Source organism: Chitinophaga tropicalis, assembly GCF_009758205.1.
GTDB classification, from domain to species: Bacteria; Bacteroidota; Bacteroidia; order Chitinophagales; family Chitinophagaceae; genus Chitinophaga; species Chitinophaga tropicalis.
Window position 1 is genome coordinate 15,923 of record NZ_WRXN01000025.1, and the last position, 24,639, is coordinate 40,561.

The window sequence follows — 24,639 nt, forward strand, 5'->3', positions numbered from 1 at the left end:
TCTGATCATTTAAAAGGATTGGAAAAACGTTTATCGGTTATAAAAGTTGAATCAGTGAGCAGGTGCAGAAAGGCTACAAGATCTTTCTTCTCCTGCATTGTCAGTTTCTGCCTGTTCTCAAGGAAAGGGCTGAGTGTAGCGCTGGCCTGTATATGATCGCTGTAATGGTCAGCCACTTCTTCCAGTGTTTTGAAGCGGCCGTCGTGCATATAAGGAGCTGTCAGTGCAATATTGCGCAGCGTAGCTACCCTGAAACGGCCATTGTCATATTCCTGCCCGGTAATGGCTTTACGGCCTGCATCTTCGGGAATACTGTCCAGTCCATTATTATGAAAAAGCTCACTGAATGTTTTGGGTCCGCCATGACAGTGCCCGCAACCGGCTCCTCCAGGATCAAAGAACAATGTAATGCCGTTCAGTTCTGATGCTGTGGGCTGGTATTCTCCCCGCAGGTATTGATCGTAGGTTGAATTGGAGGATATCAGTGTACGTTCAAATTGGGATAGCGCCTTAACTATTTTATTGTCTGTAATGACATTGCTGCCAAAGGCGTCCCGGAAAAGCGCAGGGTAGATGGGAGATTGCTGTAGCTTTTGAGCAGATATTGCTAATGCCTGTCCCATTTCATGTGGGTTTGTAAGCGGTGTCTCTGCCTGCTTTTCAAGCCCTTCAGCCCTGCCGTCCCAGAAGAAATTCCTGACCCATAACAGGTTAGCGAGAGACATAGAATTGCGTGGAGTAGGTGTACCGTCAACGCCTATGCTGAATTGCAGTCCATCGGTAAAAGCCAGCTCCTGTTTGTGACAGGAAGCGCATGATATGCGGTTGCCGGAAGACAGTGCTGTTTCATAGAACAGCATCCGTCCCAATCTGACGCCTTCTTCTGTAAGAGGATTATCCTCAGGAATGTTGATCCTGTTGCCGAAATAGGACGGATATTCAACTTTATAAGGCCTTGGCGGTCCCTGCTTCCATATACTGCCTGTACCTGCCAGGCAGGCAATGAGTAGCAAGACCATTTTCGCAAAGCGTTTTATCATTATAAACGGTAGATCAGGTTTGCAAAATAGTTTCTGCCTGGCTCAGGATAGCCTTCGGCCAGGGAGTAGTTTTTGTCGGTGATATTGTTGATGCCTGCTTCGACAGAGAAGTAGCGCCAAACCTTTACCATTGCTCTTGTATTCAGCAATACAAAGCTTCCTGTGGTAGTGCCGTAAGTGGTGCTGTATCTTTTGGAATTATACTCTGAGTTGAGCTGGATACCATATTTATCTTCGTGCTGGTATTGAAGAAAGGCAAACAGTTTATGCTCAGGTACATCAATAAAGCGAAGTGCCGGATTGGTAAGATTGTTCCGTTTGATGTAGGTGTAGTTGATCCCTGCCCTGAGATGAGTAGCTATACGGTATTCTACTGCAGCTTCTGCTCCCATATATTCTGATTTGCCGGCATTCTGCAGCTGGCTTTGCCATACATTCCTTGTAGAATCGAATTTTACATTATTTACGGTGAGTATAGTATTGTTGATCTTACTATAAAATAACGCTGCTTCGACGGTCAGCCTGTTATGGAAAGAGCCTTTGTATCCCAGTTCATAGTTCAAAGCATATTCAGCGGCAAGGTCAGGGTTGGGAATAGCTGTGCCCATGCGGTAGGAATAACGGTCTTTCGTAGTGGCGAATCTTGTTTTCCTGGCAACAGAAGCATTTAATACACTGGTGCTGTTAAGGCTGTACTGTAATCTACCCTGTACGTTAAATGCGTTATTGCTGTTGTCAGGGTAGGGGGAGATGGCTTTTGTAGTACTGTTATAGTTCTCTGCTTTGATGCTGCTGCGGTTATTATAACTGAAACCTGTGAGCAACAACAGTTCCGGAGCAATGATCAGATGATTTTCAAAGCCAGCGGTGAGGGTCCTGTCAGACATGGTGCGGGTCGGTTCACCTTCATTGTGTTCCCTGTGTACGTCCTGTTTGTATTGAACGGTTACGCTGTAGTTGTCCCGTCCGGAGAATGCGCTGTGGCCATATTCTACTATACCGCCAAAGGTGTAATCGTCATAATAGCTTTTAAAGGCATAAGGGCGGGTGATGGTGGTAAAGGTACCGTCATCGTATGAGTTCAGCTGGTTTTTGAATTTATCGTAGTACAGTCTTGTTTTAAGATACTGTGTGCTGTCAATCCTGGTATTGCTGATGAAGTAGAGGTTTTGTTTATCCCAGTATGGCCATTGCCAGTACCGCGGACTTTTATACTGACTGTTAAGCGTGTCTGTGCCGGTATACACAGGAGATCCCTTTTTACCGTGCTGGTACTGGTAGCTAAGGGCGTATTCTGAACGCTGGTTGGGCCGGTATCCTATTTTAATATTGTATTTCTCGTCCATATTGTAGGAGTTATTCCTGCTACCGCCGTTCTCTATGCGGGTGGGTATGAACTTATCGGAGAGGGGGAAGGAATCCCTGTCCAGTCTTGAATAACCGGCCTGTATATAGAATTTTCCCAGGTTGCTGCCTACGTTGATGTTGGTACGATAACCTCCTGAAAGCCATCCGCTGGCTCCGTTCAGTTCAAATGCCTTTGCCGGTTTTCGGGTAACGAGGTTGATAGCGCCGCCAAGTGCATTAGGGCCATAGATCACGGAGGTATATCCTTTGGAAACATTCACTTCTGCCAGATCGAAGGTGGTGAAGCGGGCAAGGTCTACATAGCCGTCATAGGGAACGTAAACGGGTATACCGTCAATCAGCAGGGGGACCTGGCGCAGGTCAAAGCCCCTGAGATAGATCATGGCTTCATTGCGGGCGCCAACGGCAGAAAGGTTAATACCGGGCAGCAGGTTGAGGGCTTTAGATACATCGTTCTTTGCGAAATCCTGCAGCCGGGTGGCGCTGATCGTTGTTCCCGGTTGTTTGCCCTGGTCAGTGATAACTACTTCACCAAGGGTAAAAATGCCTGGCCTGATACTGTCTTTTGCCTGCTGTGCCATGGCTGTGTGACTGATAATGGCTGATAGAATAAGTAGTCGTTTTTTCATGCCGGGTTGATATTTAACCGTTATTCCCGTAAAAATATAACGATAAGACGGATTTGTACAGACTTTTTTATGAAGAGGGGGCTTTTCTTTCCGGAAGTGATGGGTATTATTGGCAATACTTTCTTTTGGGAAGTACTGTGATGCAGAAGTGCAACCGCAATACATGCACTAAACATGCTTAAGACATGCCTGAAAGATGCTTGAAAGATACTTGAGAGATACCTGAACCACCAAGGAACATACAGGGAACGTACCTGGCACTATGCTTTTAAGGTGGACTAGATCCGGGTAAAACAGGGATATATATCATTTTTTTAACTGATGTTCATCATTCTGCAGGGCTAAGGCTGCCGGTAACTTTGTTACCGAATCAAGGAAAAAGAATCACTTATGAAAACAGTAATGAAAACAGTCACCCTGTTATTGTTGATCCTATTATCGGGATACGTCCCTTACGCTCAGCAGAGAAATGATTTTAATCTCTCGCTCAGTGGCACATCTACTATGCATGACTGGGAGATGAAGAGCAGTAAAATGGCCTGTAATGCCACATTTACTTTTTATGATGACGGGGATCTTGGCGGACTTACGCAGCTGAACTTTGTCATGCCTGTAGAGAGCCTGAAGGGAGACCGTACCGGTATGGATGCCAATGCTTACAGGACGTTAAACACAAGCAAGTATCCCACCATTACCTTTAATCTTACTTCTGCTACTGTATCGCCTGACGGAAAAATAATCAGGTGTAATGGTAAGCTCACTGTTGCGGGCGTGACAAGGGATATTGACCTGGTGGCTAATGCAAAGGTTAACAGTGATAAGAGCCTGAATGTTAAAGGCAGCAAAACCATCAACATGACAGACTTTGAGATTGAACCTCCTACTTTCCTTATGGGAGCCTTTAAAACCGGCGATGAGGTGAAGATATCGTTTGATCTGACCTTCAGGCACTGATCGACCTGTTAAAAGGTTATCAGGATAAGGCAAAATATGCGCAAAAGCGATCAGTTATTTACGGATATTGCTGGCTGTTTCTAAAAAACAGGTCCATACATGAGAAAATCGCTGACCGTTTGTTCGGTATTATTATCCTTTATGCTGCCCGGAAAGCAGTTAATAGCACAGGCTAAAGAAGGGGTGCATGAAATGTCTGCAGGTTACGTAGCGCCTAAAGATCCGCTGGTTATCAAAAAATTATCACAATGGCAGGACCAGCGTTTTGGTCTGTTTATGCACTGGGGTACTTACTCTATCTGGGGTGAAGTGGAAAGCTGGAGCATCTGTCCGGTGGATTGGGTTGTAAGGAAAGGTCCTTACAGTGATGATTATAACGTTTATAAGAAGACCTATGAGGAGTTGCAGCACTCATTCAACCCGGTTGATTTTAACCCGGAGAAATGGGTAAAAGCTGCCAAAGCAGCGGGCATGCGTTATGTAGTATTTACGACTAAACATCACGATGGTTTTTGCATGTTCGATACCAAAGAAACTGATTATAAGATCACAAGCCCTAATACACCTTTCTCCAAAAATCCGCGGAGCAATGTGGCTAAAGAGATATTCGACGCTTTCCGCAAGGACAGCTTCATGATCGGCGCATATTTTTCCAAGCCTGACTGGCACAACGATAACTTCTGGTGGAAGTATTATCCGCCAAAAGATGAGAACATCAACTATGACCTGAAGAAGTTCCCTGAGCGCTGGAAGAAGTTCAATGATTTTACTTATAACCAGATCCAGGAACTGATGACAGGTTATGGCAAAGTAGACATCCTCTGGCTGGATGGCGGCTGGGTAAGACCTGACGGTAAACAGAGCCTGAACATGGATACTATTGTTGGTATGGCGCGTAAGAATCAGCCGGGACTGATAGTAGTAGACAGGACCGTACCGGGCGAGTATGAGAACTATACTACTCCTGAGCAGTCAGTGCCTGACAAACCACTGCCTTACCCATGGGAAACCTGTATGACAATGGGATATTCCTGGAGCTACAGTCCGCGGGATGAGTTTAAACCATCACGCCAGCTCATATCTACACTGGTGAAGATCGTATCAAGAGGTGGTAACCTGTTGCTGGGTGTTGGCCCAAGCGATAAAGGCGATTGGGCTCCTGACGTTTACAAACGCCTGGAAGACATCAGTGGCTGGATGACCATCAACGAAGAAGGTATACATGGTTCCAGACCAGTAGCGCCTTATTCTGAGAATAACATTTATTTCACTCAGTCCAAAGATCAACGTTCCCTGTATGCTTATATGCTGTCAGACAGTGATGAAGTAAAACTGCCTGCAGAGGTAAGCTTTGCAGTAGAGAATGTGAAGAAGGTGCGTAATGTGGTTTTACTGGGCAGTAAAGCAAAGCTGCAATGGTCTTATAAAGACGGCAGGCTGGTTATTAAAGTACCGAAGGCTCTTCAGCAGCAAAGCGGTTTAAAATACAGCGCCGGCTTTAAGGTGAGTGTTGAGGCATAGAGAACAGCATTTGTATATAGAGGAGCTATCCTGTAATGGGATAGCTCTTTTTATTTCAGCAGTGCTATAACTTCTGTATTTTCCTGTATAATAGCATGGTCCAGCGCGCTTTTCCCCCAACGATCACGGATATTCTTATCTGCCCCTTTTGATAGTAGTAACTTAACAACTTCTGCATGACCAAAAGTAGCTGCAAAGATCAGTGCAGTAGCATTGTTATAATTGCGGATATTGGGATCTGCCTTGTATTGCAGTAATAAGCTGACAGCTTCTGTATTTCCTTTAAAACATGCTCCCATCAGGGCAGTATTACCTGCAAGATCCTGTACATCCGGTTTGGCATGACGTTTCAGCAGTTGTATGGAGGCTTCCTGCTGATAGTTATAGATAGCAATGATAAGTGGAGTAGAGCCGCGTTGATCTGTTGTATCCAGGTTGGTGTAGCTTTCCAGGGTGATGGTGTCATTTGTCCTGGCTGCATTAAAGATATCCTGGGCATAGGTACATGAAGTGATAAAGCAGAAAAATATAAGCAGGTAAGATCTTGTCATAAAAAATAAGTTATAAAATAGAGGCCCCCCTGCGGGGGCCCCTTGGGTTATCCTGTCCTATTAAATCTTATCCCCTGAAGATTGCTTCTACTTCCTGTCTTGTAACGTTCAGCGCTGCTGCCAGGCGTTTGCCAAGGTCTGCGTCAGCCATATAGAAATGTCCTACCATTTTCTGCAATACGGTACGGTTCTTTATCTGAGACATATCGCCCACCAGGTTCTTTACCAGGTGGTCTTTGTCTGTATCAGAAAGGGAGCGGTAAAACTCGCCCGCCTGTTTATAGTCGTTCGGTTTGCTGATCTTCTGTTGAACACTGGTGGTGTTGAAGGTAGCAGTTGAATATTTATAGTTATTGTTGTCTTTATATTCGTTTGTTGACTCACTTGGCTGATAGTTGATATCAGATGATTTCTGCCTGTTGCTGAAGGCGCCATCCTGGTTGTTGGAATTTACCGGTACTTTGGGCGCGTTGACAGGGAGAGCCTGGAAATTGCTGCCTATGCGGTAACGCTGGGTGTCGAAGTAGGAGAATAAACGGCCTTGCAGCAGTTTATCTTCGGAAGGTTCAACACCGGGTACCAGTGTACCCGGTGAGAATGCTGACTGTTCTACCTGTTCAAAGATATTATCCGGGTTCCTGTTCAATGTCATTGTACCTACCAGTACTGACTTCACATCTTTTTCGGGCCATATTTTGGTAGGGTCCAGCGGGTTGAAATCCAGTTTCTCGAACTGTTCCGGTTTCAACATCTGTACGTAGAGGTCCCAGGATGGGAAGTTCTTTTTGCCGATGTTCTCGTAAAGGTCAACAGTGGCGTGCTGGAAGTCTTTTCCCTGTATTGCTGTCGCTTCTTCGGCAGAAAGGGTTTTAACGCCCTGCTTTGATTTCCATGTATATTTTACATAGGTTACTTCACCTTTCTCATTTACCCATTTAAAGGCATGTACGCTGGAGCCATCCATTTCGCGGTAGCTGGCGGGAGTGCCCAGGTCAGAGTAAACGCGTACCAGCATATGGGTTGCTTCAGGCTGGTGGGAGAAGAAGTCGAAAAAACGTCCGGGGTCCTGTTTATTGGTAACAGGCGAGGGTTTGAGAGAGTGTACCATGTCAGGGAACTTGATGGCATCACGGATAAAGAATACAGGCAGGTTGTTACCTACGATGTCATAATTACCCTGGTCTGTATAGAATTTTACTGCAAAACCGCGTGGGTCTCTCAATGTTTCAGGAGAGCCGTTGCCGTGAATAACGGTAGAGAAACGTACAAATACAGGTGTCTTTTTACCTTTCTGTGCAAAAAGGGATGCTTTGGTATATTCAGAGAAGCTGGCTGCGGCTTCAAATTCTCCGAAGGCGCCGGCGCCACGGGCGTGTACCACACGCTCCGGAATACGCTCACGGTCAAAGGAGGCAAGTTTTTCAATCAGGTGAATGTCTTCTAATAATACGGGTCCATTGTTACCAACTGTTTTGGAATTCTGGTTGTCGCCAACGGGGGCGCCTGTGTTCATTGTTAACTGTTGCTGCGCTATTGCTGACGTAAAGGAGAAGCCGGCAATCATCATTGAAATTAGCTTACGGTTCATTGAAAAGGTGTTTGTTGGTGCAAAAGTATCCGGCAGGATCGATAAAGAAAATCGATAATAATCATGACGAGATAGATGATATCTATTTCTAAAGGCTAACTTCAAACAGGTGACTACTTTGGCCATCGACGAGACCCATTAGAGAATTTTCAAGATTCTAGTAAAATATTATCAAAACATATATTTTTGTACTTCTTTAGAGTATAAAAAATCAATATACCAGTGAGCGGGAATTATTATGTTATAGACTTTGACAGTACATTTACCCAGGTAGAGGCATTAGATGAACTGGCGCGTATTTCTTTGAAAGATCATCCCGAACGGGAAAATATCTATAGAAAGATAGAAGACCTGACCAACCAGGCCATGGAGGGTAAACTTTCCTTCAGGGAAAGCCTGTCAGGAAGGGTAAAGCTGCTGGAAGCCAATAAAGAGCATCTTTCCCAGCTGGTGAAACATCTTAAGAAACAGGTTTCTGCTTCGTTTTCCCGCAATAAAGGTTTTTTCAGGCATCATGGTGATAATGTGCTGATCGTTTCCGGTGGTTTTAAGGAGTTTATCACGCCGGTGGTATTGCCTTATCATATCAGGAAGGAGAATATTTACGCCAATACATTTGTATATAATGATGAGGGGAAGATAGTAGGGTATGACAGTTCCAACCCGCTTTCTGAAGAAGGAGGCAAGGTAAAGCTGCTCAGGCAGTTAAACCTGCCGGGAGATATTTATGGTATAGGCGACGGGCACTCCGACTTCCAGCTGAAGGAGTTTGGGCTGATCAAGAAATTCTATGCATTTACTGAGAATATCGAGCGTAAATCCGTAGCTGAGAAAGCCGATCACATCACTCCCAGCTTCGATGAGTTCCTCTATGTCAACAATCTTCCGTGCGCTATTTCATACCCTAAAAACCGCATTCTTTGCCTGGTAATAGGAGATGTACCCGGCGAAGCGGTGAAATACCTGAAGAAAGATGGTTTCTCTATTAAGCATGCTGATTCCTTTGAAGAGAAATATGCCGCTGAAGCAGGTATTGTACTGATGGGAAATGGTGGAGAAATTGACCCAACGCTGCTCAGGCAGGCCAGTAAGCTGAAAACTATCGGCTATCTGGGTAACAGTAAAAAGCATGTAGATCATAGCATCTGTACAGAGATGGGCATAGTGGTGTTTGATAATATTAAAAAGGCTGAATCCGTAGCAAAGCATATTGCGCGTTTCATTAATAACGGAGATACTTTCAAAAGCGCGAATTTCCCTAACCTGCAGTTGCCGGAGGTGGCCAATGCACACCGCCTGATCCATATTCACCGGAATGTACCGGGAGAAATGGCCCGGATCAACCAGGTATTTGCGGATAACCAGGTAAACCTGGCTGCACAATACCTGATGACCAACAGCCAGATCGGGTATGTCATTACAGACATCAGCGGCGACTATGACAAGCAGTTGCTGAAAGATCTGAAAAAGATAGAGAACACGATCAAATTCAGAGTTTTATATTAAGAAAAAGCAGCCTCTACAGGCTGCTTTTTTTGTCGCATCTGCACCCCATAAAAGTCGTGTAAATCACCCTTCATTTTTAGGAAGCTGGTTTAAATTTGGAAAAAACAAATTCCATGGAAAAGAGACAATTTAAAACCAGCATTAATGCCTCCAGGCAGCACGTTTGGGAACTGCTGTGGGGCAAGGATTCTTATCCTGAATGGACTTCCGTTTTTGCAGAAGGGTCTCATGCCGAGACAGACTGGCAAAAGGGTAGTAAGGTATTGTTCCTGGACGGACAGGGAAGGGGAATGGTTTCCCGTGTGGAAGAGAATATTCCCAATGAATTCATGTCTTTCGAGCATCTGGGAGAAGTAACAGATGGAAAGGAGGATACAGTAAGCGAGAAGGTGAAACAATGGGCCGGGGCACATGAGAATTATACTTTAAGGACTGTGGATGGCGGAACGGAGCTGGTCGTAGATATGGATGTGGCAGAAGAGTTTGAGGAAATGTTTTCAGAAGTGTTCCCGAAAGCTCTTAATAAGCTAAAGACAATGGCGGAAAAATAGGTGTGATCTGTTGGATGTTTCAGGGTTTTTGATGTATATATCCGCGGTTTTGAACCAGGATTGAGATGAGTTGTTGTATCATTTCAGACTTTTACTTCATCAATCATCTAAAATCTGATTTATGGCTAGCTCTCTATCAACCCTCGGTATCATCCACACCGCCATTTCTGTAGTAGCCCTTGTCTTTGCCGCTGTTTCCCTTGTCCGTGATGCGCGGATCGTTCCTCATAGCAAAACGGGCATTTATTACACGATAACCAATGTTTTGGCCTGCCTCACTTCCTTCGGGCTTTCCAAAGAGGGAGGGTTTAATCCCGGTCATGCCATTGCTATTATGATCCTGGTACTGCTGGCTGTTTCCTATGCCATGGGGCGTGCCTGGACTGACAGACCTGTAGCGTTATATATACAGACGTTCCTGATGACTACCACCGTTTTCCTGTCACTGGTGCCTGCTATCAATGAAACGCTTACACATCTGCCTCCATCGCATCCTATAGCGGAAAGTAAAGCTTCACCTGCAGTACAGACGGGACTTAAATTGTTAGTAGTGGTATATCTGGCGGGGCTGTTATTACAGTTCTTCAGGATAAGGGGCTGGGTAAGGAAGCATGCTCAAAAGATCTCTTTCTGAATTAAAAAATGCTTTTGCCTTTTAAAGGCAAAAGCATTTTTTTAAGATTATTGTGCAGATAATATTTCTTTCACAAGAACCAGACGGTCATAGAAAGGTTCAAAGATCCCGACCCCTTTTCTCAGTTTGATGATTGTCAGGTGACTGTCCACGAATGCAGGTACGTTTGTAATAACCATTCCTTTCATTATTTCTATTTTCTCCGGTAACTGGGCTGTACGATAAAATTCTTCCATCTCCTGGATATCTTTGTCGGCATATTTCATGGCGCAAAAGTATATTTTTTTTGATTTTTAATTAATTTAACCCAATGAACAGTGCATCAAAGGGTTTTTCCAGAAGACATTTCATGAAGATGAGCACCGGCTTGATGGCAGGATCTCTCATAACAGGCAATTTCAGCGGCTTATTCAGCGAAGGGCAGGCTACGGTTACAGTAAATGCTGCCAGGGTCACCGCAGATATTTCCCCCCTTATTTACGGGCAGTTCATTGAACACCTGGGCAGGGCTATTTATGGCGGTATCTACGATGAAAATTCTCCATTGAGTGATAAGAATGGCTTCAGAAAAGATGTGCTGGAAAAAGTACAGGCATTGCATACACCTTTGATGCGCTACCCGGGAGGTACTGTCACCAAGATCTATCATTGGAAAGATGGTATTGGGCCGAAAGCAGAAAGGCCTGTACGCCGTAACCTGATATGGGGGGGAGAGGATAACAACCATGTGGGTACGGACGAGTTTATGACCTGGAGCAATCAGCTGAATGCAGCGCCTTTCTTAACGGTGAACATGTCTACCGGAACGGCGGAAGAAGCATCTGACTGGGTGGAATACTGCAATGCCTCAGGAGATACTTATTATGCGGCGTTAAGGCGTAAAAACGGGCATGCAGCGCCATATAATGTGAAGTACTGGGGACTGGGCAATGAAGAAGCCGCTAAAGAAGATGCAGGCGTATTACAGGACCCGGCAGATTATGTAAAGAAAGCCTGGTATTATGCAAAGCTCATGAAACTGCAGGACCCGGGTATTGAGCTGATCATGGTGGGCGATGATGAGCACTGGAATAAAACGATACTGGAAGGATTACACCCTATCTGTAATTATATCTCGTTACATCTCTATGCCGGTTCTCAACCGGGTAAAACCAACTCCCTGTTCAGCTCTGTTGCAAAAATGGAAGAGAAGGTGATCAGTACGGCAGCGCAGATCAAAGCGCTGACACCTGCTACACTGGACACTTTCAGTAAATGGTACCGCTTTCCCGGCAGAAAGGGGCCTGTAAAGATAGCGCTGGACGAGTGGGGGATATGGGAATCCGGCGGGAAAGGGGCTTACGGACTGGAGCAGACCTACAACTGGAATCATGCCCTGGGCGTAGCCAGTTTCCTGAACATGTTCCAGCGTCATGCAGATGTGATAGGGATGGCCACATGGGCACAGACAGTCAATGTACTGGCTCCCCTGATGACGGACGAAAAAACGGTTGTCTGCCAGACAATTTATTACCCCATGGCATTGTACCGGCAGCTTTGCGGGAGCAGGAGCGTATTGTCTACCGTAAATTGCGGCGTTTTGCCGGATACGGAGCAGCTGCCGCAACTGGATGTAGCTTCTTCTATTGATGATGCAGGCAAGGTGCTGACCATTGCCCTTGTAAACCGTAGTGCAACAGAGAATATAGATGTACAGCTGAAAGTAGAGGGCGCTAAAACACGTGGCCAGTGGACGGTACATGAGCTTAACGCTCCGTCAATGGATGCTGTCAATACCTTACAGGAACCGGGAAAAAATGTGGTGGAGCATCGTACCAGGACGTTGCCGGCAGATACGAGGCGTTATGCCATGCCGGCGCATAGCATCGCCATATTACAGGTCGGCCTCCTCAATTGAGGCCACTCTTCCTATCTGGCCATCTTCCAGCCTTACTTTGATACCACGGGAGTGGTAAGGGGAGGAGGTGAGAATATCTTTTACTATACCATATGTCAGCTTCCCGCTGCGCTGGTCCTTTTTTAGTATGATAGCTACTTCCAGCCCGGGGTAAATATTTTTTCTGTATTGTCCGTCGTCCATGATCTCTTTATTATAATACAAAGGTAAGTTTTCTTATTTTTATCAAGCCACAGGTTACCCGTAACCCCCGTTGTTATCATTTTATCACAAAACCCACAGTATGAAAACTTTTATTAGACTGCTTTTGTTTTCTTCCTTCCCGGTATTATTCTCCTGTCAGAAAGAAGCTCCCGTAAAAGAGAGTACGTCGCTTTCACTGGCCGATCGACAAATAGCTGCTACCACAGCTTCTACCTGGGAAACGGTTATAGATGGTTCCACTTTTGCAAATTATACGGCTTTTGAAGCTGCCTGGAATTACCTCTATCCCTGGGGCTCTGACCATAACGGTACTGCCAGGATGTACGGTAGCTCAACAGATCATAACCATATCTACCTGGGCAATAATGTCCTCACCATTAAGGCAACGAAGATCTCCTGGAATGAAGGTAACAGTGGCGCAGATCCTTATCTGCCTATTCATTATCATTCCGGTGCTATCAATGCCAAAACGCATGTCCTGGTGAACGATCAGTTCCCGAACTGGGAAGTGAAATGCGATTTCCAGGTACCAACAGTAACAGGCTCCTGGCCTGCTTTCTGGCTGACCGGCGTAAATAGCTGGCCTCCGGAAAGTGATATTATGGAGTTTAAAGGTAATGCCACCAACTGGCAGAATACCTTCAGGACTTCTTCCGATGTTTCAAGTACACTTACTACAGTATCTTCTCCCGGCAGCTGGCATACTTACCGCGCCTGGATCACGAAGGTGAGCGCTACTAACGTGGATATCCACTATTATATTGATGGGGTATGGAAAGCAGTGCACAATGCCAATTTTGTGGGCAAACCTCTGTATATTATCATCAACATGCAGATGGAAGGCTCCAGCGGTAGTCCCGGCCCTACGGCAGATACGTACCTCAATGCCCGTAATATTTATGTAGGCCGTACAAGGGAATATTAAGTGAACGGGTACCTGTGGCATTTAACCCCGTGAGTCTATCATTCTATGTTCAGCGACCTGGCAGGAGCTTTTAAGGCAGCCCTGACAGACTGAAAGCTGACAGAAACCAGTGCTATCAGTATTAAACCGCCGGCGGCAAGGAGCAGCATCCACCATTGAATACTGATATGGTATGGAAATCCATCCAGCCATCTGTTCATACCTATCCATGCAAGCGGAGTTGCAATCAGGATAGCTATTGCTATCAGTTTCAGAAAGTCTTTGGTTAACAGGAAAATTATGCTTTCTACGGTAGCTCCCAATACTTTTCTTACGCCGATCTCTTTTGTTTTTGCTTCGGCCATAAAGGTAACGAGGCCATATAGTCCCAGGCAGCCTATGAGGATAGCTACTAACGAGAACGCCTGTATCAATGCAAGTAATATCTTTTCAGTAAGATAGAACTGCCCGGTAATATCATCCACAAATGCAGAATGAAATATGTTGTCAGGATATAATTCATTCCAGGTCTTTTCAATAGCCTGCACGGTAGCCTGCATATTGGCCGGATTGAGTTTGATGGCAGCCATCTGGTTTTCCTGGAAGTAATTCATGATAATAAGAGGCTGTATGGCGTTGTGAAGGTCTTCAGAGTGGAAATCGGCCACTACACCAACAATCGTTTTATCCATTCCCCAGATACTTACCTGTTTACCGAGTATCTCTTCAGGATTGCGTACGCCAAGCTGTTTTACCATCATGGCGCTTACAATAGCTTCTGTATGGAGAGAATCATTGCTGAGAAAATTCCTGCCTGCTATCATGTGCAGGCCGAACAGGGGAATGTAGTTCATATCCCCGATCTTCAGGTTGGTAGTAAAAGGTTCAGGAGTTGTATGATGATCGTATGAGAAAGACACAGGATGTTTTCTGGGAGATGCGGGAATTTCCAGGCCTATAGTGACCTGTTCCACCCCGGGTGTCTGCATCAGTTTTTCACGAAGCAGTTGTTGTTTTGATATGCCGGAAGGGGGCATATTAACAGTGAAGATGGCTGTTTTATTAAAGCCCAGGTCAGTTTGCCGGATATAACGTACCTGTGCTGTCATGACAATAACAGCTATGATGAAAAGCTGGGCTATAAAGAACTGAGTGACTACCAGCACTTTCCTGAGGGGAACGCCACCTATCTGCTGTGTGGTGATTCGTCCGCGGAGAGCGGTATCAGGCCTGAACCGGGCCAGTACCAGTGCAGGGTATAACCCTGCCAGCAGGACCACGCCTGTTATCAGGCAACCAAACCACCAGAGGGAGGCAGGGCGCAGGAGATTGAGGACGGAGAGATCTGCTCTTAAAACGGACAGGGCGTTGTTCAGCAAGGGAAGGTTGAGCTGTACCAGCAGAAGCGAAAAGAAAAGGGCTATGAAAGTAAGCACTCCTGTTTCTATGAGAAATTGCCCTATCAGTTGCCGGCGGTTACTGCCTACTGCCTTGCGGACGCCCACCTCTTTGGAACGCTTAAGCGCCTGTGCTGTAGCCATGTTCACAAAATTGATACAGGCGGCTGTTACCAGCAGTATGCCTATAATAGCCAGTGTGTAGAGCAGCGGACGGGGTACTGTGCCGCCATATCTCATATTATAGCCCAGTTCTGTAAGCGGGAGTGGATGAAAATCAAAGGTCTTTGCCTGCTCTGCAGAAAGGTATTCCTGTTTCGTGGTGTTGATGGCCTCCTGTAATGCGGGGCTGCCGGTGTTTTTGCGCATCACTACAAAGCACATGGAAGAAGGATTGTCCCACTGTTCAAGGATGCCGGGAGTATTACTAAGGCTGGCAATGGTGTTATAGGAGATCATGACCTCATAACTTAGCCTGGTATTGGAAGGCGGTTCGGCAATAACCCCTGTAACGGTCAGGTTGGCCTGGTTATCAAAACGGAGTACTTTACCGAGTACATCTTCAGTACCAAAGTATTTTTTGGCGTAACGGTCAGAAAGCACTACGGTATTGGGAGCAGACAATGCGGTGGAAGCATTGCCTCTCAGCCATTTTACATCAAATACCTGGAAGAACTGGCTTTCTGTAAAGCAGATATTGCGTGATTCTTCAAACCTGGAAGTAGTTTCCGGTATACTGATCACCCGGCCAAAGAGGCTTTCCACTCTCACAGCAGTTTCAACGGCGGGATAATCCTTCCTGAGAATGGCTGCCAGCGGGCGGGGAGTAGCATCTGAAGGAAGAACGGAGTTCCTGTTGATATCTGTTACTATCCAGTAGGTCCTGTCTGCTTTGGCATGATAGCTCTCAAAGCCTGACAGATAGCTGACAAGCAGGAAGATGAGGATGCCGCAGGACAAGCCTATTGTTAATCCCAGTATGTTTACGGTACTGGAAGTACGGTTCCTGAGCAGGTTGCGTAAAGATATCTTCAGGTAGCTCTTAAACATGATGCCTGTTTAAGAGATAACTTACAATAAAATTGCCAGTTTCTGAAACGCCGGATGGTAGCCGCCTGCCGCATGCCGGCCTGTTCGCAAGTGTACAATGTTTGTCCGTTAGCGGACATTTCTTCAGATAGCCTGTTTACGCAATTGCTGTTGCACATCCTGCGCATGGGAAATGATAGCTTTGTCCCTGATATACTTTTCAATATCCAGCACATTGCTTATCAGCTTTTCCTTGTACACTTTATCGAATTGATAATATTCCAGGTCAAAATCCCATTCGGCCGCCAGGTGTTTGAACACAGAGGGGCTGCTGGCGGAGAGGGTGGTGTGATCTACTACCAGGTAGGTGGCAGCAGGAAGCTGTTGCAGGTGCTGAAGGATGGATTCATTGTAGTTGATCCATACTTTCAGGTAGTGCTCACTGTATTTTTTGAGTAGATGTTCCTTCCGGTAGCGTTGTTTGAAATACTTCCAGACAAAGTAAGGAAGCCCTTTTTTCTGTTTATATTTATGAGCGCTCTTATTGTACAAACGGCTGATCAATGAGCTGACCACACTTCTGTAATCCCGCAGGATAACGAGATACCGCGCATCCGGCAACATTTCCCGGTAAAAGTCCAGGAACAGGCAGGTACGCGGATCTTTCCAGCCCCATTGAGACTGTGCTTTTGTTTTATCTTTCAGAAGGTTTCTCAGCTCATGCTTTTGTCCGTCAGACAGAGACGTTACGGACCTGTGTATGAGGCCATCATCCGGCAGTTCATTATCATTGAGGATGTTCCTGTGCCAGTTGTAAAAATCGAGGTCTTCGAAATGTCCGTCTTCGTTACCGATACCGGCTCCCATGAAGTTGTTCCCTACGTGCAGGCCACAGCGGTACAGCCATTGTGTAATGAGAGAAGTGCCGGAACGGTGCATTCCTGTAATAACCAGAACTTTATTATTTATCATGCTCTTTTAAACAGACGCAACGCGTAATGAAGAATTATTTTTTCTTGCAGCAGATGTGATAATGAAACCGAAGAGTTCATTGACACAGGTGCTGATACTTTTTTTATCTGTGCGCAAGTGCAGGTCCGGGTTACGGGGAGCCTCGAAGGGATCGTTAATACCTGTGAGATTGGTGAGCCTGTCTGGATGTCCCTCCGGCAGCAAAGCTCTTTTGTATAATCCCTTGGTATCCCTGGCAATGAGCTCGTTTACCGGGCAGTCTATATATACTGTCCTGACGTGCTCATAGGCCGCTGTCAGTTCATTACGGACTGCATCATAGGGATTGATAGCGCTGATAATACAGATAACCCCGTGACAGGAAAGCCTGCTGGCCACAAAGCCCAGCCGCCTGATATTCTCACAGCGGTCTTCTTTGGAGAAACCCAGGTCTTTGCAAAGGAATTCACGGTAGTTATCACCGTCAATGATCTCGATGGGAGTGCCGAAAGCTGCTGCTTTCTGTTTAACATTTGTAGCAATTGTAGTTTTTCCCGCCCCCGATAGTCCGCATAGTTGAATGATCATCGCATATAAATTTACAGGTTGACAACAGCTGCAGTTAAGGATTACAGGTTTAAATGGAGGCAGATTACAGGTATAATGGGAGAGATGTGGAACAGGTAGTTCGCGTTCCTGTTCCTGGTTTTCATTGATTATCTAAAATAGGTGATACGACGTTAAAAAAGGCAGGATTATAGATGAGGGCAGAAATTTTATCGACCAGTGGAAGCGTTTTTTAACCGGCTGCCGGATGAATTTCAATGAAACATCCAGACTTTAAGCCGCACATCAAAAAGGGAATTAAACTTTTCTTTTTAATATTACATTTGTCCACTCGTTTAGTAGACTTTATAATTCATGGAAAAACGATCATTATCAAGACGGGATTTTGTTAAGCAAACAGGCATCTTTACTGCCGGACTTCCCGTTGTATCTGCATTACCTTCTTCATTTACCGGAATGGCCGTAGCAGAGCCAGTATCATTGCACTGGCTGGATAATAAAGCGCCGGGCTTCACGGCAGGTGTTACGTGGGGAGTGCCATGGCCCCGTGGAACAGTAAAAAGGGACACCGGCTTTGTACTGCAGGATGGCGGTAGAGAACAGGTACCTGTGCAGTCGTGGCCACTGGCCACCTGGCCGGACGGGTCTCTTAAATGGAGCGCCCATGCCATTGGCGCCGGAAAGGGATTGACGGCGGGACTGGAGCTGACGCCTGCTAAGCAGGGTATTGTAAAAGGTGGTGTGAGTGTAAAGGAACAGGCAGACAGTATACTGATAGATAATGGTCTCCTGCAATGTGAAATAGGCAGAACGGGCTCTGCGTTTATCCGTAGTATTAAGAGAAATGGAAAGGTCAGTGCGTTGTCCGGCAAGCTGGTATTGCAAACGCAGGACGCATATGGGACGGAAGGAGAGGGTGTGGTAACAAGTGAATGGTATGAGGGGAAGATAGATAAGGTAACTGTAGAGCAAACGGGTCCCATACGTGCTGTAGTGAAAGTGGAAGGGCGGCATACCAATGCTAAAGAACGCAGCTGGCTGCCGTTTGTGCTGCGGCTTTATTTTTATGAGAACAGTGAATCTGTCCGTATCATACATACTATTGTTTACGACGGTGATGAGCATAAGGACTTCATCCGCGGACTGGGGCTTCGTTTTGACGTACCGCTGAGCGGCGAGCTAACGGACAGGCACATTCGTTTTGCAGGAGAAGGGCAGGGTATTTTTGCAGAAGCTGTAAAGGGACTGACGGGGCTGCGGCGCGATCCCGGCAAGGAAGTGCGTGAAGCCCAGGTGGCAGGTAAAGCCACTCCTGCAGGAGATTCCCTGCCGGACGGAGTAGCGCCCCGTTTGCAGTATATCCCTGCATTTGGCGACTATACACTCTTCCAGCCTACACCAGACGCTTTTGAGATACGCAAACGTACCCGTGAAGGGTATGGATGGATACAGTCGGCCTATGGAAAACGTGCCGCCGGCACGGGTTATGTAGGTACTCCGCAAGGCGGGCTGGCCTTTGGTATCAGGAATTTCTGGCAAAGTTGTCCGGCACAGCTGGATATCAGGAACGCGCATACGGAAATGGGACAGGTTACGCTGTGGTTGTGGGCGCCAAGTGCTGCTCCGATGGACCTGCGGTTTTATCATGATGGCATGGGGCAGGACACTTTTGCCAAACAGCGTGAGGGACTGGAAATTACCTATGAAGATTATGAGCCCGGATTTGGTACGCCTATGGGCGTTGCCCGTACCAGTGAACTGCAGCTCTGGGCGTTGCCGTCAACACCTTCGAATGAGCAGCTGGCAGGTATTGCCGCCTATGTACAGGACCCGCATAACCTGACCTTCGCCATATCCCAATGGGAGAAGGCCGGTGTGCTGGGAGGCAGCTGGAATATACCTTACACCTCATCGCCGGAGAAAGAGAAGATAAAGGAACAGCTGGATTTTTATTTCGGTTATTATCAGCGGCAGGTGGAAGAAAGGCACTGGTATGGCTTCTGGAATTATGGCGATGTCATGCATTCCTATGACCAGGACAGGCATGTATGGCGGTATGATGTAGGTGGCTTTGCGTGGGATAATTCGGAGCTTTCTACTGATCTGTGGTTGTGGTACTTCTACCTGCATACCGGAAGAAAAGATGTTTTCCGTATGGCGGAAGCCATGACGCGGCATACAGGAGAAGTAGATGTGCATCATATAGGTCCTTTTGCGCCCCTGGGCTCCCGGCATAATGTTCAGCACTGGGGATGCAGCGCTAAACAGCTACGCATCTCCACAGTTGCCAACAGGCGTTTCTACTACTATCTTACTGCTGATGAGCGTGTGGGGGATCTTATGCATGCTGAAGTAGATGCCGCTTATACCCTGCGTACCATTGTGCCGGGACGTAAAGTAGGACAGCCGGTGGGCGATCCGCAGGGAGAATATGCCGGCGTTTCTTTCGGAACAGACTGGGGCTCTCTGGCGGCCGCGTGGCTGACGGAATGGGAGCGTACCGGTAATACAACGGCAAAAGACCGTCTGCTGAACAGTATGGCTACCATTGCTGCGCAGCCTAATGGGTTCTTTACAGGAAATGCGCAGATGGAGCTGGCTTCGGGCAAGTTCCTGCCGGAAAAGAAAGATAAAATCTCTGTATCCCATCTTAGCGCCGTATTCGGATTGCCTGAGATCTGTGCAGAGCTGGTAGCATTAGTCGATATGCCGGCATTTGAAAAGGCGTGGCTGCAATACTGTGAGTTGTACAATGCTTCGGCAGAAGAGCAGAAAGCTGTGCTGGGCAGACCTCTTGGTAAGCTAAATCTCAGACAGTCACACTCCCGGCTGACTGCTTTTGCCGCCCGCAGGAAGAAAGATAAGCAGCTGGCGGAAAGGGCATGGCGGGAGTTTCTTGGAGGGGAAGCGGGCATACGTAAATTCTCAGATACATTGCACACTATCGGCGGACCGGCAGTACTGAACCCTATCTCAGAAGCAGATGGTATCAGCACTAATGCGGTTGCCCAGTGGGGACTGGCCGCTATGGCGTTGCTGGACTATGCAGGAGATCATTATATTAATGGCTGACCGCCTCTCAAAACCAATAGATATGCGTTTGCTAATCACTGCCCTGGCGCTCTTACTCACCACCACCACAATAACAGCCCAACAAGCAGGAAAGTATAGGACACACAGCTTACTTTTTAAAGATAATTTTAAGAACGGACTGGATAGCACTACCTGGATAGCAGAAGTAGCGCCCGTTCCCAATTCAAGAGTATATGTAGAGAACGGGCGGCTGATACTGGACACAAAAGGAGGCGTTACAGTATGGCTGAACAAACTGCTGAGCGGTAACGTCAGTATTGAATACACGCGCAGAGTGCTTACAACAGGAAAACCGAACGACCGCCTGTCTGATCTGAACCAGTTCTGGATGGCTAAAGACCCGCGTAACAGCCATCTCTTTACGCGCAGCGGAGTACTGGAAGAATATGACTCGCTGCAGTTGTATTATGTAGGTATGGGAGGCAATACCAACAGCACTACGCGCTTCAGAAAATATGAAGGCAACGGCGAACGGAAACTGTTGCAGGAATATAAGGATACAGCGCATCTGCTAACGAAAGATAAAGTATACCGTATCAGGATCATTGTAAAGGACGGAGTGACCAGCTACTGGGTAAACGGAGAACAGTATTTCAGTTATGCTGATCCTTCTCTGCTGAAAGAAGGATACTTTGGTTTCCGCTCTACCTGGTCCAGGCAGGAGATCAGCAACGTTCGTATTTACCAGCTGCATTAATTCTATCGTTATGTATAAACTGTTACTGACAATTATGGCTGTGGTTTTCATTTCCGGTACACAGCAAAACAAACCGGCATTATATCTTATCGGGGATTCTACTGTAAAGAACGGGAAAGACAAGGGAGATAATGAGCAGTGGGGATGGGGGCATTTCATCGGAGAGTATTTTGATACCAGCAGGATCTCTATTCACAACAAGGCGCTGGGGGGTACCAGCAGCCGTTCCTTTCAGACAAGAGGGCTATGGGACAGCGTACTGGCTAAGCTGCAACCGGGAGATTATGTCCTGATCCAGTTCGGGCATAATGATGGTGGTCCGCTGGATGATACTGCCCGGGCCAGGGGAAGTATTAAGGGAGTAGGAGATGAGAGTAAAGAGATATACAATCCTATCCTGAAGAAGCAGGAAGTGGTGCATACTTATGGCTGGTATATTGCAAAGCTGATCAGGGAAGCCAAACAGAAAGGTGCTATACCTGTTGTTTGTTCACTGGTGCCGAGGAATGTCTGGAAAGATGGTAAAGTAGCGAGGGGATCGCAGGATTATGGTTTGTGGGCCAGGCAGACGGCTGAGAAGGAAGGGGCGTTGTTCATTGATCTGAATGCCCTTGTAGCTGATGTTTATGACAGGGAAGGGGAAGAGAAGGTAGCATCCACTTATTTTGGAACGAAAGATCATACACATACAATTGAGGCAGGCGCCAGGCTGAATGCTGCGGAAGTTGTAGAGGGGATAAGATCTCTGAAGACTTTAAAGCTAAACGATTATCTTAAATAGGAACAGATTGATTGCAGGCCACAGGCCTGCAATCTAAAAGAATCAAAATATCTCTGCCAGTTTAGTATCCAGTTGTTCATATTCTTCTCCACCGCTACCATACCTTGCAATGATCACTCCGTTTGGATCTATCAGCAGTTGAGTAGGAACGGCGTGAATACCGTACATGCTATATATATCGCCTGGTTGTGGTTTGCCATCTTCTTTGAATTTCTGAGTATCCAGGCCGCGGAGTATGTGATGCCATGCTCCCACACCATCTTTCGTTACAGCTTTTTTCCATTCATCCGGCTTACCGTCGTTATCAGCAATTCCCAGTATCTCAAATCCTTTATCCTTATACATTGCATATAATGATTTCAGGTGAGCGTTGTTCTTACGGCAAGGCAGGCACCAGCTACCCCAGAAATCCAGCAACAGGTATTTGCCTTTGAAATCCATCAGGCCTGTTGGTTTGCCGTTGATATCCGGTTGACTGAATAACTGCGCCCTGCTGCCTGGAGAACCGTTCTGTATCTTAGCCAGGATATCTGTCAGTTCTTTCCCGTAAACGCTGGTTTGCAGCCAGGGAGCCAGTTTACTGATATATTGCCTGAGCGTATCTGCTTTCATGAAAGTAGTGAACTTGCGGAGTTCTGCTGCTGTAACATAAGATTCCGGATGTGTGCGGAAGAAGCTGTAAGAGGCTGCCCTGGATTCTTCATACAGGGGTTGCAGTAATGCTTTGGCCGCATCTGCTTTTGCCTTCAATGTACGTAATTCTGTATCCGTCTTCCTTGCCTGGATAGCAGCCAGGTATTGCTTGCTGGCATCGTCATATGCCTGGAAGAGAGGCGCCTGTGCCTGTTGTACGCGGGCCCTGGCAGCCAGCAGCTCGGCATATTCTTCCTGTGAAGCCGATCCGGTGATAGCACCTTCTTTAAATATGGGGGAATTTACCTTTACCTGTACTTTTCCCGGGTCAAGGTAAAAATCTATGCCTTCATCCCCATCTCCGCTGATAGTGGCTATGACGGGTTCGCTTAACATGCCTGTAAAAGTAAATGTCCCATTTTTGATGCTTGTGCTGTCCTCTATGTAAAATCCATTGCCATAACGGAGATAAACGTGCCCGTTTTCTTTACCTGCAACAGATCCTGTGATTTCAAATGCCCCGCGTTTTTCCTGGGCGAAGCTCAGTGAGGTTACAAGCATTCCTGTAACAACGGAAAGTAGTCTTTTCATAGGTGTGTGGCGGGAATCTGTATTCCCATAATGGTGGTTAAGTGATTTTAGTTGCTTTCTGGATTCAATATAATAATTATTTAATAAAAGCCCAATGTTTTGAGCATTGAGGGAGAAGGGGATTAACTGAAGTGGTGATCAGGAATAGAGCTGTACTTTTTCTATCATTTCAATAACATTTGATACCTGTAATTTCTCGAAGATCCTTTTTTTATAGGTGCTTACGGTGGATATCTGCAGGCTGAGCTTATCGGCAATTTCAGCAACGCTGGCTCCTTTTATCAGGAGTTGCATAATATTATTCTCCCTGTTGGATAAACGGTGAATAGGGTTGCCTGCCGCTGTTTTTTTGTTAGAGATGTTGTTGAGCAGGGTTTGTTTAAGAGTGGGGCTAAGATATTTTTCATCTCTCAGCAGGCATTTAGCTGCATTTTTGATCTCTTCTATGCCTGTTTTTTTAGACAAAAAGCCATCAGCCCCTGCTTCCAGGTAGCGCCAGCCGAAGATCTGTTCATCATAGCTGGAGAAAATAAGGATCTTGATGTGCGGATGCCTTAACCTGATAATGTCCAGCATCTGATGGTTGTTCCCTCCCGGCATATCAATATCCAGGATAACCAGATCAAAAGGCTGGGTGGCAAGTATCCTGAGTGTTTCTTCAAAATCTGAAGCTTCAGATACGTGCGCATTATCTATCGACCTTTGCAATATTAGGCTGGTGCCATACCGGACAACTTCCTGATCATCTACAACAAGAATATTAGGCATAGTAAGTCATTATATAAAAATACGTTACAACATTTTAAATAACAATCCTGATACCGTTCCGGTTTTGCATTCCTGTAGTATTAATACTACATGTTGTAACAATAAATTCTAATTAAATAACATACAAAGATATGTAAATTCGTTTCATGTGAAAGAAAATCCCCTCCAATACTTTCTATCCTATCTATCCCTATACCTTGAGATGAGGGGCCTGTAAGAGCAGGCCCTTCCCAATGGTTCTCAAAAAGCAGGCCGCAAGGTTGATCTTTTCTCTCAGAAAAGCGGTTTTACCCTTAAATGGAAGGGTGTTTTTTGATATTTTATCTGAAAAATAACCTTGTTATGAAATATGATTCTTTTTTATTATCTTTAATCTTTATATATTAGTGGGACAACTTTTTAAACCAGCATCACCTTAAACCTCTACCTATGATCATTTACGGCCGGAACAGTTACCGGGTCAGATCAGCACAATTGGCTGAAATCGGGATCAATGAACAGATTCCGGGAATCGTACAATTTGAACTGCGGCAGAATTATGCGCACATTTACTGGATCCCTTTGTTTCCCCTGGGTTCCCAGTGGTGCATCCGGAAAACAGACAACAAGCTGTATGAAGTGAATGACAGCCTGCTACCGGCCCTGAATGCGCTTCCCAGGCCAAAGAACGGCTGGATAGCCTTTACAGGTCTTATCCTGATAGCGGCAGCCCTGTTATGGTTCAGCATTTTTGTAAGATAAGGCAGAAAACAACTTTATTATATACGGTCCGGGGCTCAGGTCCC

General features: G+C 46.2%; 22 protein-coding genes. 11 read left to right on the forward strand and 11 right to left on the reverse strand.

Translation table 11 applies throughout. From position 1 onward, the window contains the following. Positions 1–5: 5 nt before the first annotated feature. Both GO493_RS29435 and GO493_RS29440 read right to left on the reverse strand, forming a co-directional pair. Positions 6–1,019: a cytochrome-c peroxidase gene (locus tag GO493_RS29435; RefSeq protein WP_232539156.1), complete on the reverse strand. Its 1,014-nt coding sequence runs from the start codon at positions 1,017–1,019 to the stop codon at positions 6–8. Between the two features lie 20 nt (positions 1,020–1,039). Continuing rightward, positions 1,040–3,037: a TonB-dependent receptor plug domain-containing protein gene (locus GO493_RS29440; protein ID WP_157309827.1), complete on the reverse strand. Its 1,998-nt coding sequence runs from the start codon at positions 3,035–3,037 to the stop codon at positions 1,040–1,042. Positions 3,038–3,427: 390 nt separating this feature from the next. On the opposite strand from GO493_RS29440, the gene GO493_RS29445 reads away from it, so the two are divergent. Then, positions 3,428–3,991 (forward strand): YceI family protein, encoded by a 564-nt coding sequence (locus GO493_RS29445; RefSeq protein ID WP_157309828.1) that lies wholly within the window; start codon positions 3,428–3,430, stop codon positions 3,989–3,991. A 99-nt stretch (positions 3,992–4,090) separates the two neighbouring features. Further along, on the forward strand, positions 4,091–5,512 hold the full coding sequence (locus GO493_RS29450; protein ID WP_157309829.1) for an alpha-L-fucosidase: 1,422 nt from the start codon (positions 4,091–4,093) through the stop codon (positions 5,510–5,512). 50 nt (positions 5,513–5,562) lie between these two features. On the opposite strand, the gene GO493_RS29455 is transcribed toward GO493_RS29450, so the two are convergent. Together GO493_RS29455 and GO493_RS29460 are read right to left on the reverse strand one after the other, a co-directional pair. After that, the gene (locus GO493_RS29455) at positions 5,563–6,063 is read right to left on the reverse strand and encodes an ankyrin repeat domain-containing protein (protein ID WP_157309830.1); all 501 of its coding nucleotides are present in this window, start codon (positions 6,061–6,063) and stop codon (positions 5,563–5,565) included. A gap of 67 nt (positions 6,064–6,130) precedes the next feature. Then, positions 6,131–7,651, reverse strand: a complete 1,521-nt coding sequence (locus GO493_RS29460) for a catalase (protein WP_157309831.1) — start codon at positions 7,649–7,651, stop codon at positions 6,131–6,133. Between the two features lie 222 nt (positions 7,652–7,873). Here GO493_RS29460 and GO493_RS29465 point away from each other — a divergent pair, with 222 nt between their 5' ends. From GO493_RS29465 to GO493_RS29475, 3 genes are all read left to right on the forward strand, one after another. Beyond that, a complete protein-coding gene (locus GO493_RS29465; protein ID WP_317165476.1) occupies positions 7,874–9,157 on the forward strand; it encodes an HAD-IB family phosphatase in 1,284 nt (427 codons plus the stop codon). 113 nt (positions 9,158–9,270) lie between these two features. After that, positions 9,271–9,708 carry an SRPBCC family protein gene (locus GO493_RS29470; protein WP_157309832.1) on the forward strand — a complete coding sequence of 146 codons (438 nt, stop codon included), beginning with the start codon at positions 9,271–9,273 and terminating at the stop codon, positions 9,706–9,708. A 121-nt stretch (positions 9,709–9,829) separates the two neighbouring features. Next, on the forward strand, positions 9,830–10,342 hold the full coding sequence (locus GO493_RS29475; protein WP_157309833.1) for a hypothetical protein: 513 nt from the start codon (positions 9,830–9,832) through the stop codon (positions 10,340–10,342). A gap of 47 nt (positions 10,343–10,389) precedes the next feature. On the opposite strand, the gene GO493_RS29480 is transcribed toward GO493_RS29475, so the two are convergent. Then, complete coding sequence (locus tag GO493_RS29480; protein WP_157309834.1) at positions 10,390–10,608, reverse strand: DUF6965 family protein; 219 nt, start codon at positions 10,606–10,608, stop codon at positions 10,390–10,392. Between the two features lie 44 nt (positions 10,609–10,652). Here GO493_RS29480 and GO493_RS29485 point away from each other — a divergent pair, with 44 nt between their 5' ends. Further along, on the forward strand, positions 10,653–12,239 hold the full coding sequence (locus GO493_RS29485; RefSeq protein WP_157309835.1) for an alpha-N-arabinofuranosidase: 1,587 nt from the start codon (positions 10,653–10,655) through the stop codon (positions 12,237–12,239). On the opposite strand, the gene GO493_RS29490 is transcribed toward GO493_RS29485, so the two are convergent. Then, complete coding sequence (locus GO493_RS29490) at positions 12,216–12,422, reverse strand: YwbE family protein (RefSeq protein WP_157309853.1); 207 nt, start codon at positions 12,420–12,422, stop codon at positions 12,216–12,218. The genes GO493_RS29485 and GO493_RS29490 overlap by 24 nt on opposite strands. Before the next feature lie 100 nt (positions 12,423–12,522). On the opposite strand from GO493_RS29490, the gene GO493_RS29495 reads away from it, so the two are divergent. Beyond that, positions 12,523–13,368 carry a LamG domain-containing protein gene (locus GO493_RS29495; RefSeq protein WP_157309836.1) on the forward strand — a complete coding sequence of 282 codons (846 nt, stop codon included), beginning with the start codon at positions 12,523–12,525 and terminating at the stop codon, positions 13,366–13,368. Between the two features lie 38 nt (positions 13,369–13,406). Here GO493_RS29495 and GO493_RS29500 read toward each other — a convergent pair whose 3' ends face one another. From GO493_RS29500 to cysC, 3 genes are all read right to left on the reverse strand, one after another. After that, positions 13,407–15,794, reverse strand: coding sequence for an ABC transporter permease (locus tag GO493_RS29500; RefSeq protein WP_157309837.1), 2,388 nt, complete (start codon positions 15,792–15,794; stop codon positions 13,407–13,409). A gap of 123 nt (positions 15,795–15,917) precedes the next feature. After that, positions 15,918–16,745, reverse strand: coding sequence for a sulfotransferase family protein (locus GO493_RS29505; protein WP_157309838.1), 828 nt, complete (start codon positions 16,743–16,745; stop codon positions 15,918–15,920). A 6-nt stretch (positions 16,746–16,751) separates the two neighbouring features. Beyond that, positions 16,752–17,312 (reverse strand): adenylyl-sulfate kinase, encoded by a 561-nt coding sequence (cysC, locus tag GO493_RS29510; RefSeq protein WP_157309839.1) that lies wholly within the window; start codon positions 17,310–17,312, stop codon positions 16,752–16,754. A 333-nt stretch (positions 17,313–17,645) separates the two neighbouring features. Between cysC and GO493_RS29515 the strand changes: the two genes are divergently transcribed. The 3 genes from GO493_RS29515 to GO493_RS29525 are packed head-to-tail and all read left to right on the forward strand — an operon-like array spanning position 17,646 to position 21,862. Continuing rightward, the gene (locus tag GO493_RS29515) at positions 17,646–20,363 is read left to right on the forward strand and encodes an exo-rhamnogalacturonan lyase family protein (RefSeq protein ID WP_157309840.1); all 2,718 of its coding nucleotides are present in this window, start codon (positions 17,646–17,648) and stop codon (positions 20,361–20,363) included. A 22-nt stretch (positions 20,364–20,385) separates the two neighbouring features. Then, positions 20,386–21,081, forward strand: a complete 696-nt coding sequence (locus GO493_RS29520) for a DUF6250 domain-containing protein (RefSeq protein WP_157309841.1) — start codon at positions 20,386–20,388, stop codon at positions 21,079–21,081. A gap of 10 nt (positions 21,082–21,091) precedes the next feature. Continuing rightward, complete coding sequence (locus GO493_RS29525; RefSeq protein WP_198315864.1) at positions 21,092–21,862, forward strand: rhamnogalacturonan acetylesterase; 771 nt, start codon at positions 21,092–21,094, stop codon at positions 21,860–21,862. A gap of 42 nt (positions 21,863–21,904) precedes the next feature. Here the strand turns inward: GO493_RS29525 and GO493_RS29530 are convergent, their stop codons facing one another. Further along, positions 21,905–23,086 carry an AhpC/TSA family protein gene (locus GO493_RS29530; RefSeq protein WP_157309842.1) on the reverse strand — a complete coding sequence of 394 codons (1,182 nt, stop codon included), beginning with the start codon at positions 23,084–23,086 and terminating at the stop codon, positions 21,905–21,907. A gap of 138 nt (positions 23,087–23,224) precedes the next feature. Then, complete coding sequence (locus GO493_RS29535; RefSeq protein WP_157309843.1) at positions 23,225–23,854, reverse strand: response regulator; 630 nt, start codon at positions 23,852–23,854, stop codon at positions 23,225–23,227. 429 nt (positions 23,855–24,283) lie between these two features. Between GO493_RS29535 and GO493_RS29540 the strand changes: the two genes are divergently transcribed. Then, positions 24,284–24,595, forward strand: coding sequence for a hypothetical protein (locus tag GO493_RS29540; RefSeq protein ID WP_157309844.1), 312 nt, complete (start codon positions 24,284–24,286; stop codon positions 24,593–24,595). Positions 24,596–24,639: the final 44 nt, after the last annotated feature.

Bases quoted from the DNA above. Each gene is read 5' to 3' on its own strand.
- GO493_RS29435 (WP_232539156.1), bottom strand. From the start codon at position 1,019: ATGGTCTTGCTACTCATTGCCTGCCTGGCAGGTACAGGCAGTATATGG.
- GO493_RS29440 (WP_157309827.1), bottom strand. From the start codon at position 3,037: ATGAAAAAACGACTACTTATTCTATCAGCCATTATCAGTCACACAGCC.
- GO493_RS29445 (WP_157309828.1), top strand. From the start codon at position 3,428: ATGAAAACAGTAATGAAAACAGTCACCCTGTTATTGTTGATCCTATTA.
- GO493_RS29450 (WP_157309829.1), top strand. From the start codon at position 4,091: ATGAGAAAATCGCTGACCGTTTGTTCGGTATTATTATCCTTTATGCTG.
- GO493_RS29455 (WP_157309830.1), bottom strand. From the start codon at position 6,063: ATGACAAGATCTTACCTGCTTATATTTTTCTGCTTTATCACTTCATGT.
- GO493_RS29460 (WP_157309831.1), bottom strand. From the start codon at position 7,651: ATGAACCGTAAGCTAATTTCAATGATGATTGCCGGCTTCTCCTTTACG.
- GO493_RS29470 (WP_157309832.1), top strand. From the start codon at position 9,271: ATGGAAAAGAGACAATTTAAAACCAGCATTAATGCCTCCAGGCAGCAC.
- GO493_RS29475 (WP_157309833.1), top strand. From the start codon at position 9,830: ATGGCTAGCTCTCTATCAACCCTCGGTATCATCCACACCGCCATTTCT.
- GO493_RS29480 (WP_157309834.1), bottom strand. From the start codon at position 10,608: ATGAAATATGCCGACAAAGATATCCAGGAGATGGAAGAATTTTATCGT.
- GO493_RS29485 (WP_157309835.1), top strand. From the start codon at position 10,653: ATGAACAGTGCATCAAAGGGTTTTTCCAGAAGACATTTCATGAAGATG.
- GO493_RS29490 (WP_157309853.1), bottom strand. From the start codon at position 12,422: ATGGACGACGGACAATACAGAAAAAATATTTACCCCGGGCTGGAAGTA.
- GO493_RS29495 (WP_157309836.1), top strand. From the start codon at position 12,523: ATGAAAACTTTTATTAGACTGCTTTTGTTTTCTTCCTTCCCGGTATTA.
- GO493_RS29500 (WP_157309837.1), bottom strand. From the start codon at position 15,794: ATGTTTAAGAGCTACCTGAAGATATCTTTACGCAACCTGCTCAGGAAC.
- GO493_RS29505 (WP_157309838.1), bottom strand. From the start codon at position 16,745: ATGATAAATAATAAAGTTCTGGTTATTACAGGAATGCACCGTTCCGGC.
- cysC (WP_157309839.1), bottom strand. From the start codon at position 17,312: ATGATCATTCAACTATGCGGACTATCGGGGGCGGGAAAAACTACAATT.
- GO493_RS29515 (WP_157309840.1), top strand. From the start codon at position 17,646: ATGGAAAAACGATCATTATCAAGACGGGATTTTGTTAAGCAAACAGGC.
- GO493_RS29520 (WP_157309841.1), top strand. From the start codon at position 20,386: ATGCGTTTGCTAATCACTGCCCTGGCGCTCTTACTCACCACCACCACA.
- GO493_RS29525 (WP_198315864.1), top strand. From the start codon at position 21,092: ATGTATAAACTGTTACTGACAATTATGGCTGTGGTTTTCATTTCCGGT.
- GO493_RS29530 (WP_157309842.1), bottom strand. From the start codon at position 23,086: ATGAAAAGACTACTTTCCGTTGTTACAGGAATGCTTGTAACCTCACTG.
- GO493_RS29535 (WP_157309843.1), bottom strand. From the start codon at position 23,854: ATGCCTAATATTCTTGTTGTAGATGATCAGGAAGTTGTCCGGTATGGC.
- GO493_RS29540 (WP_157309844.1), top strand. From the start codon at position 24,284: ATGATCATTTACGGCCGGAACAGTTACCGGGTCAGATCAGCACAATTG.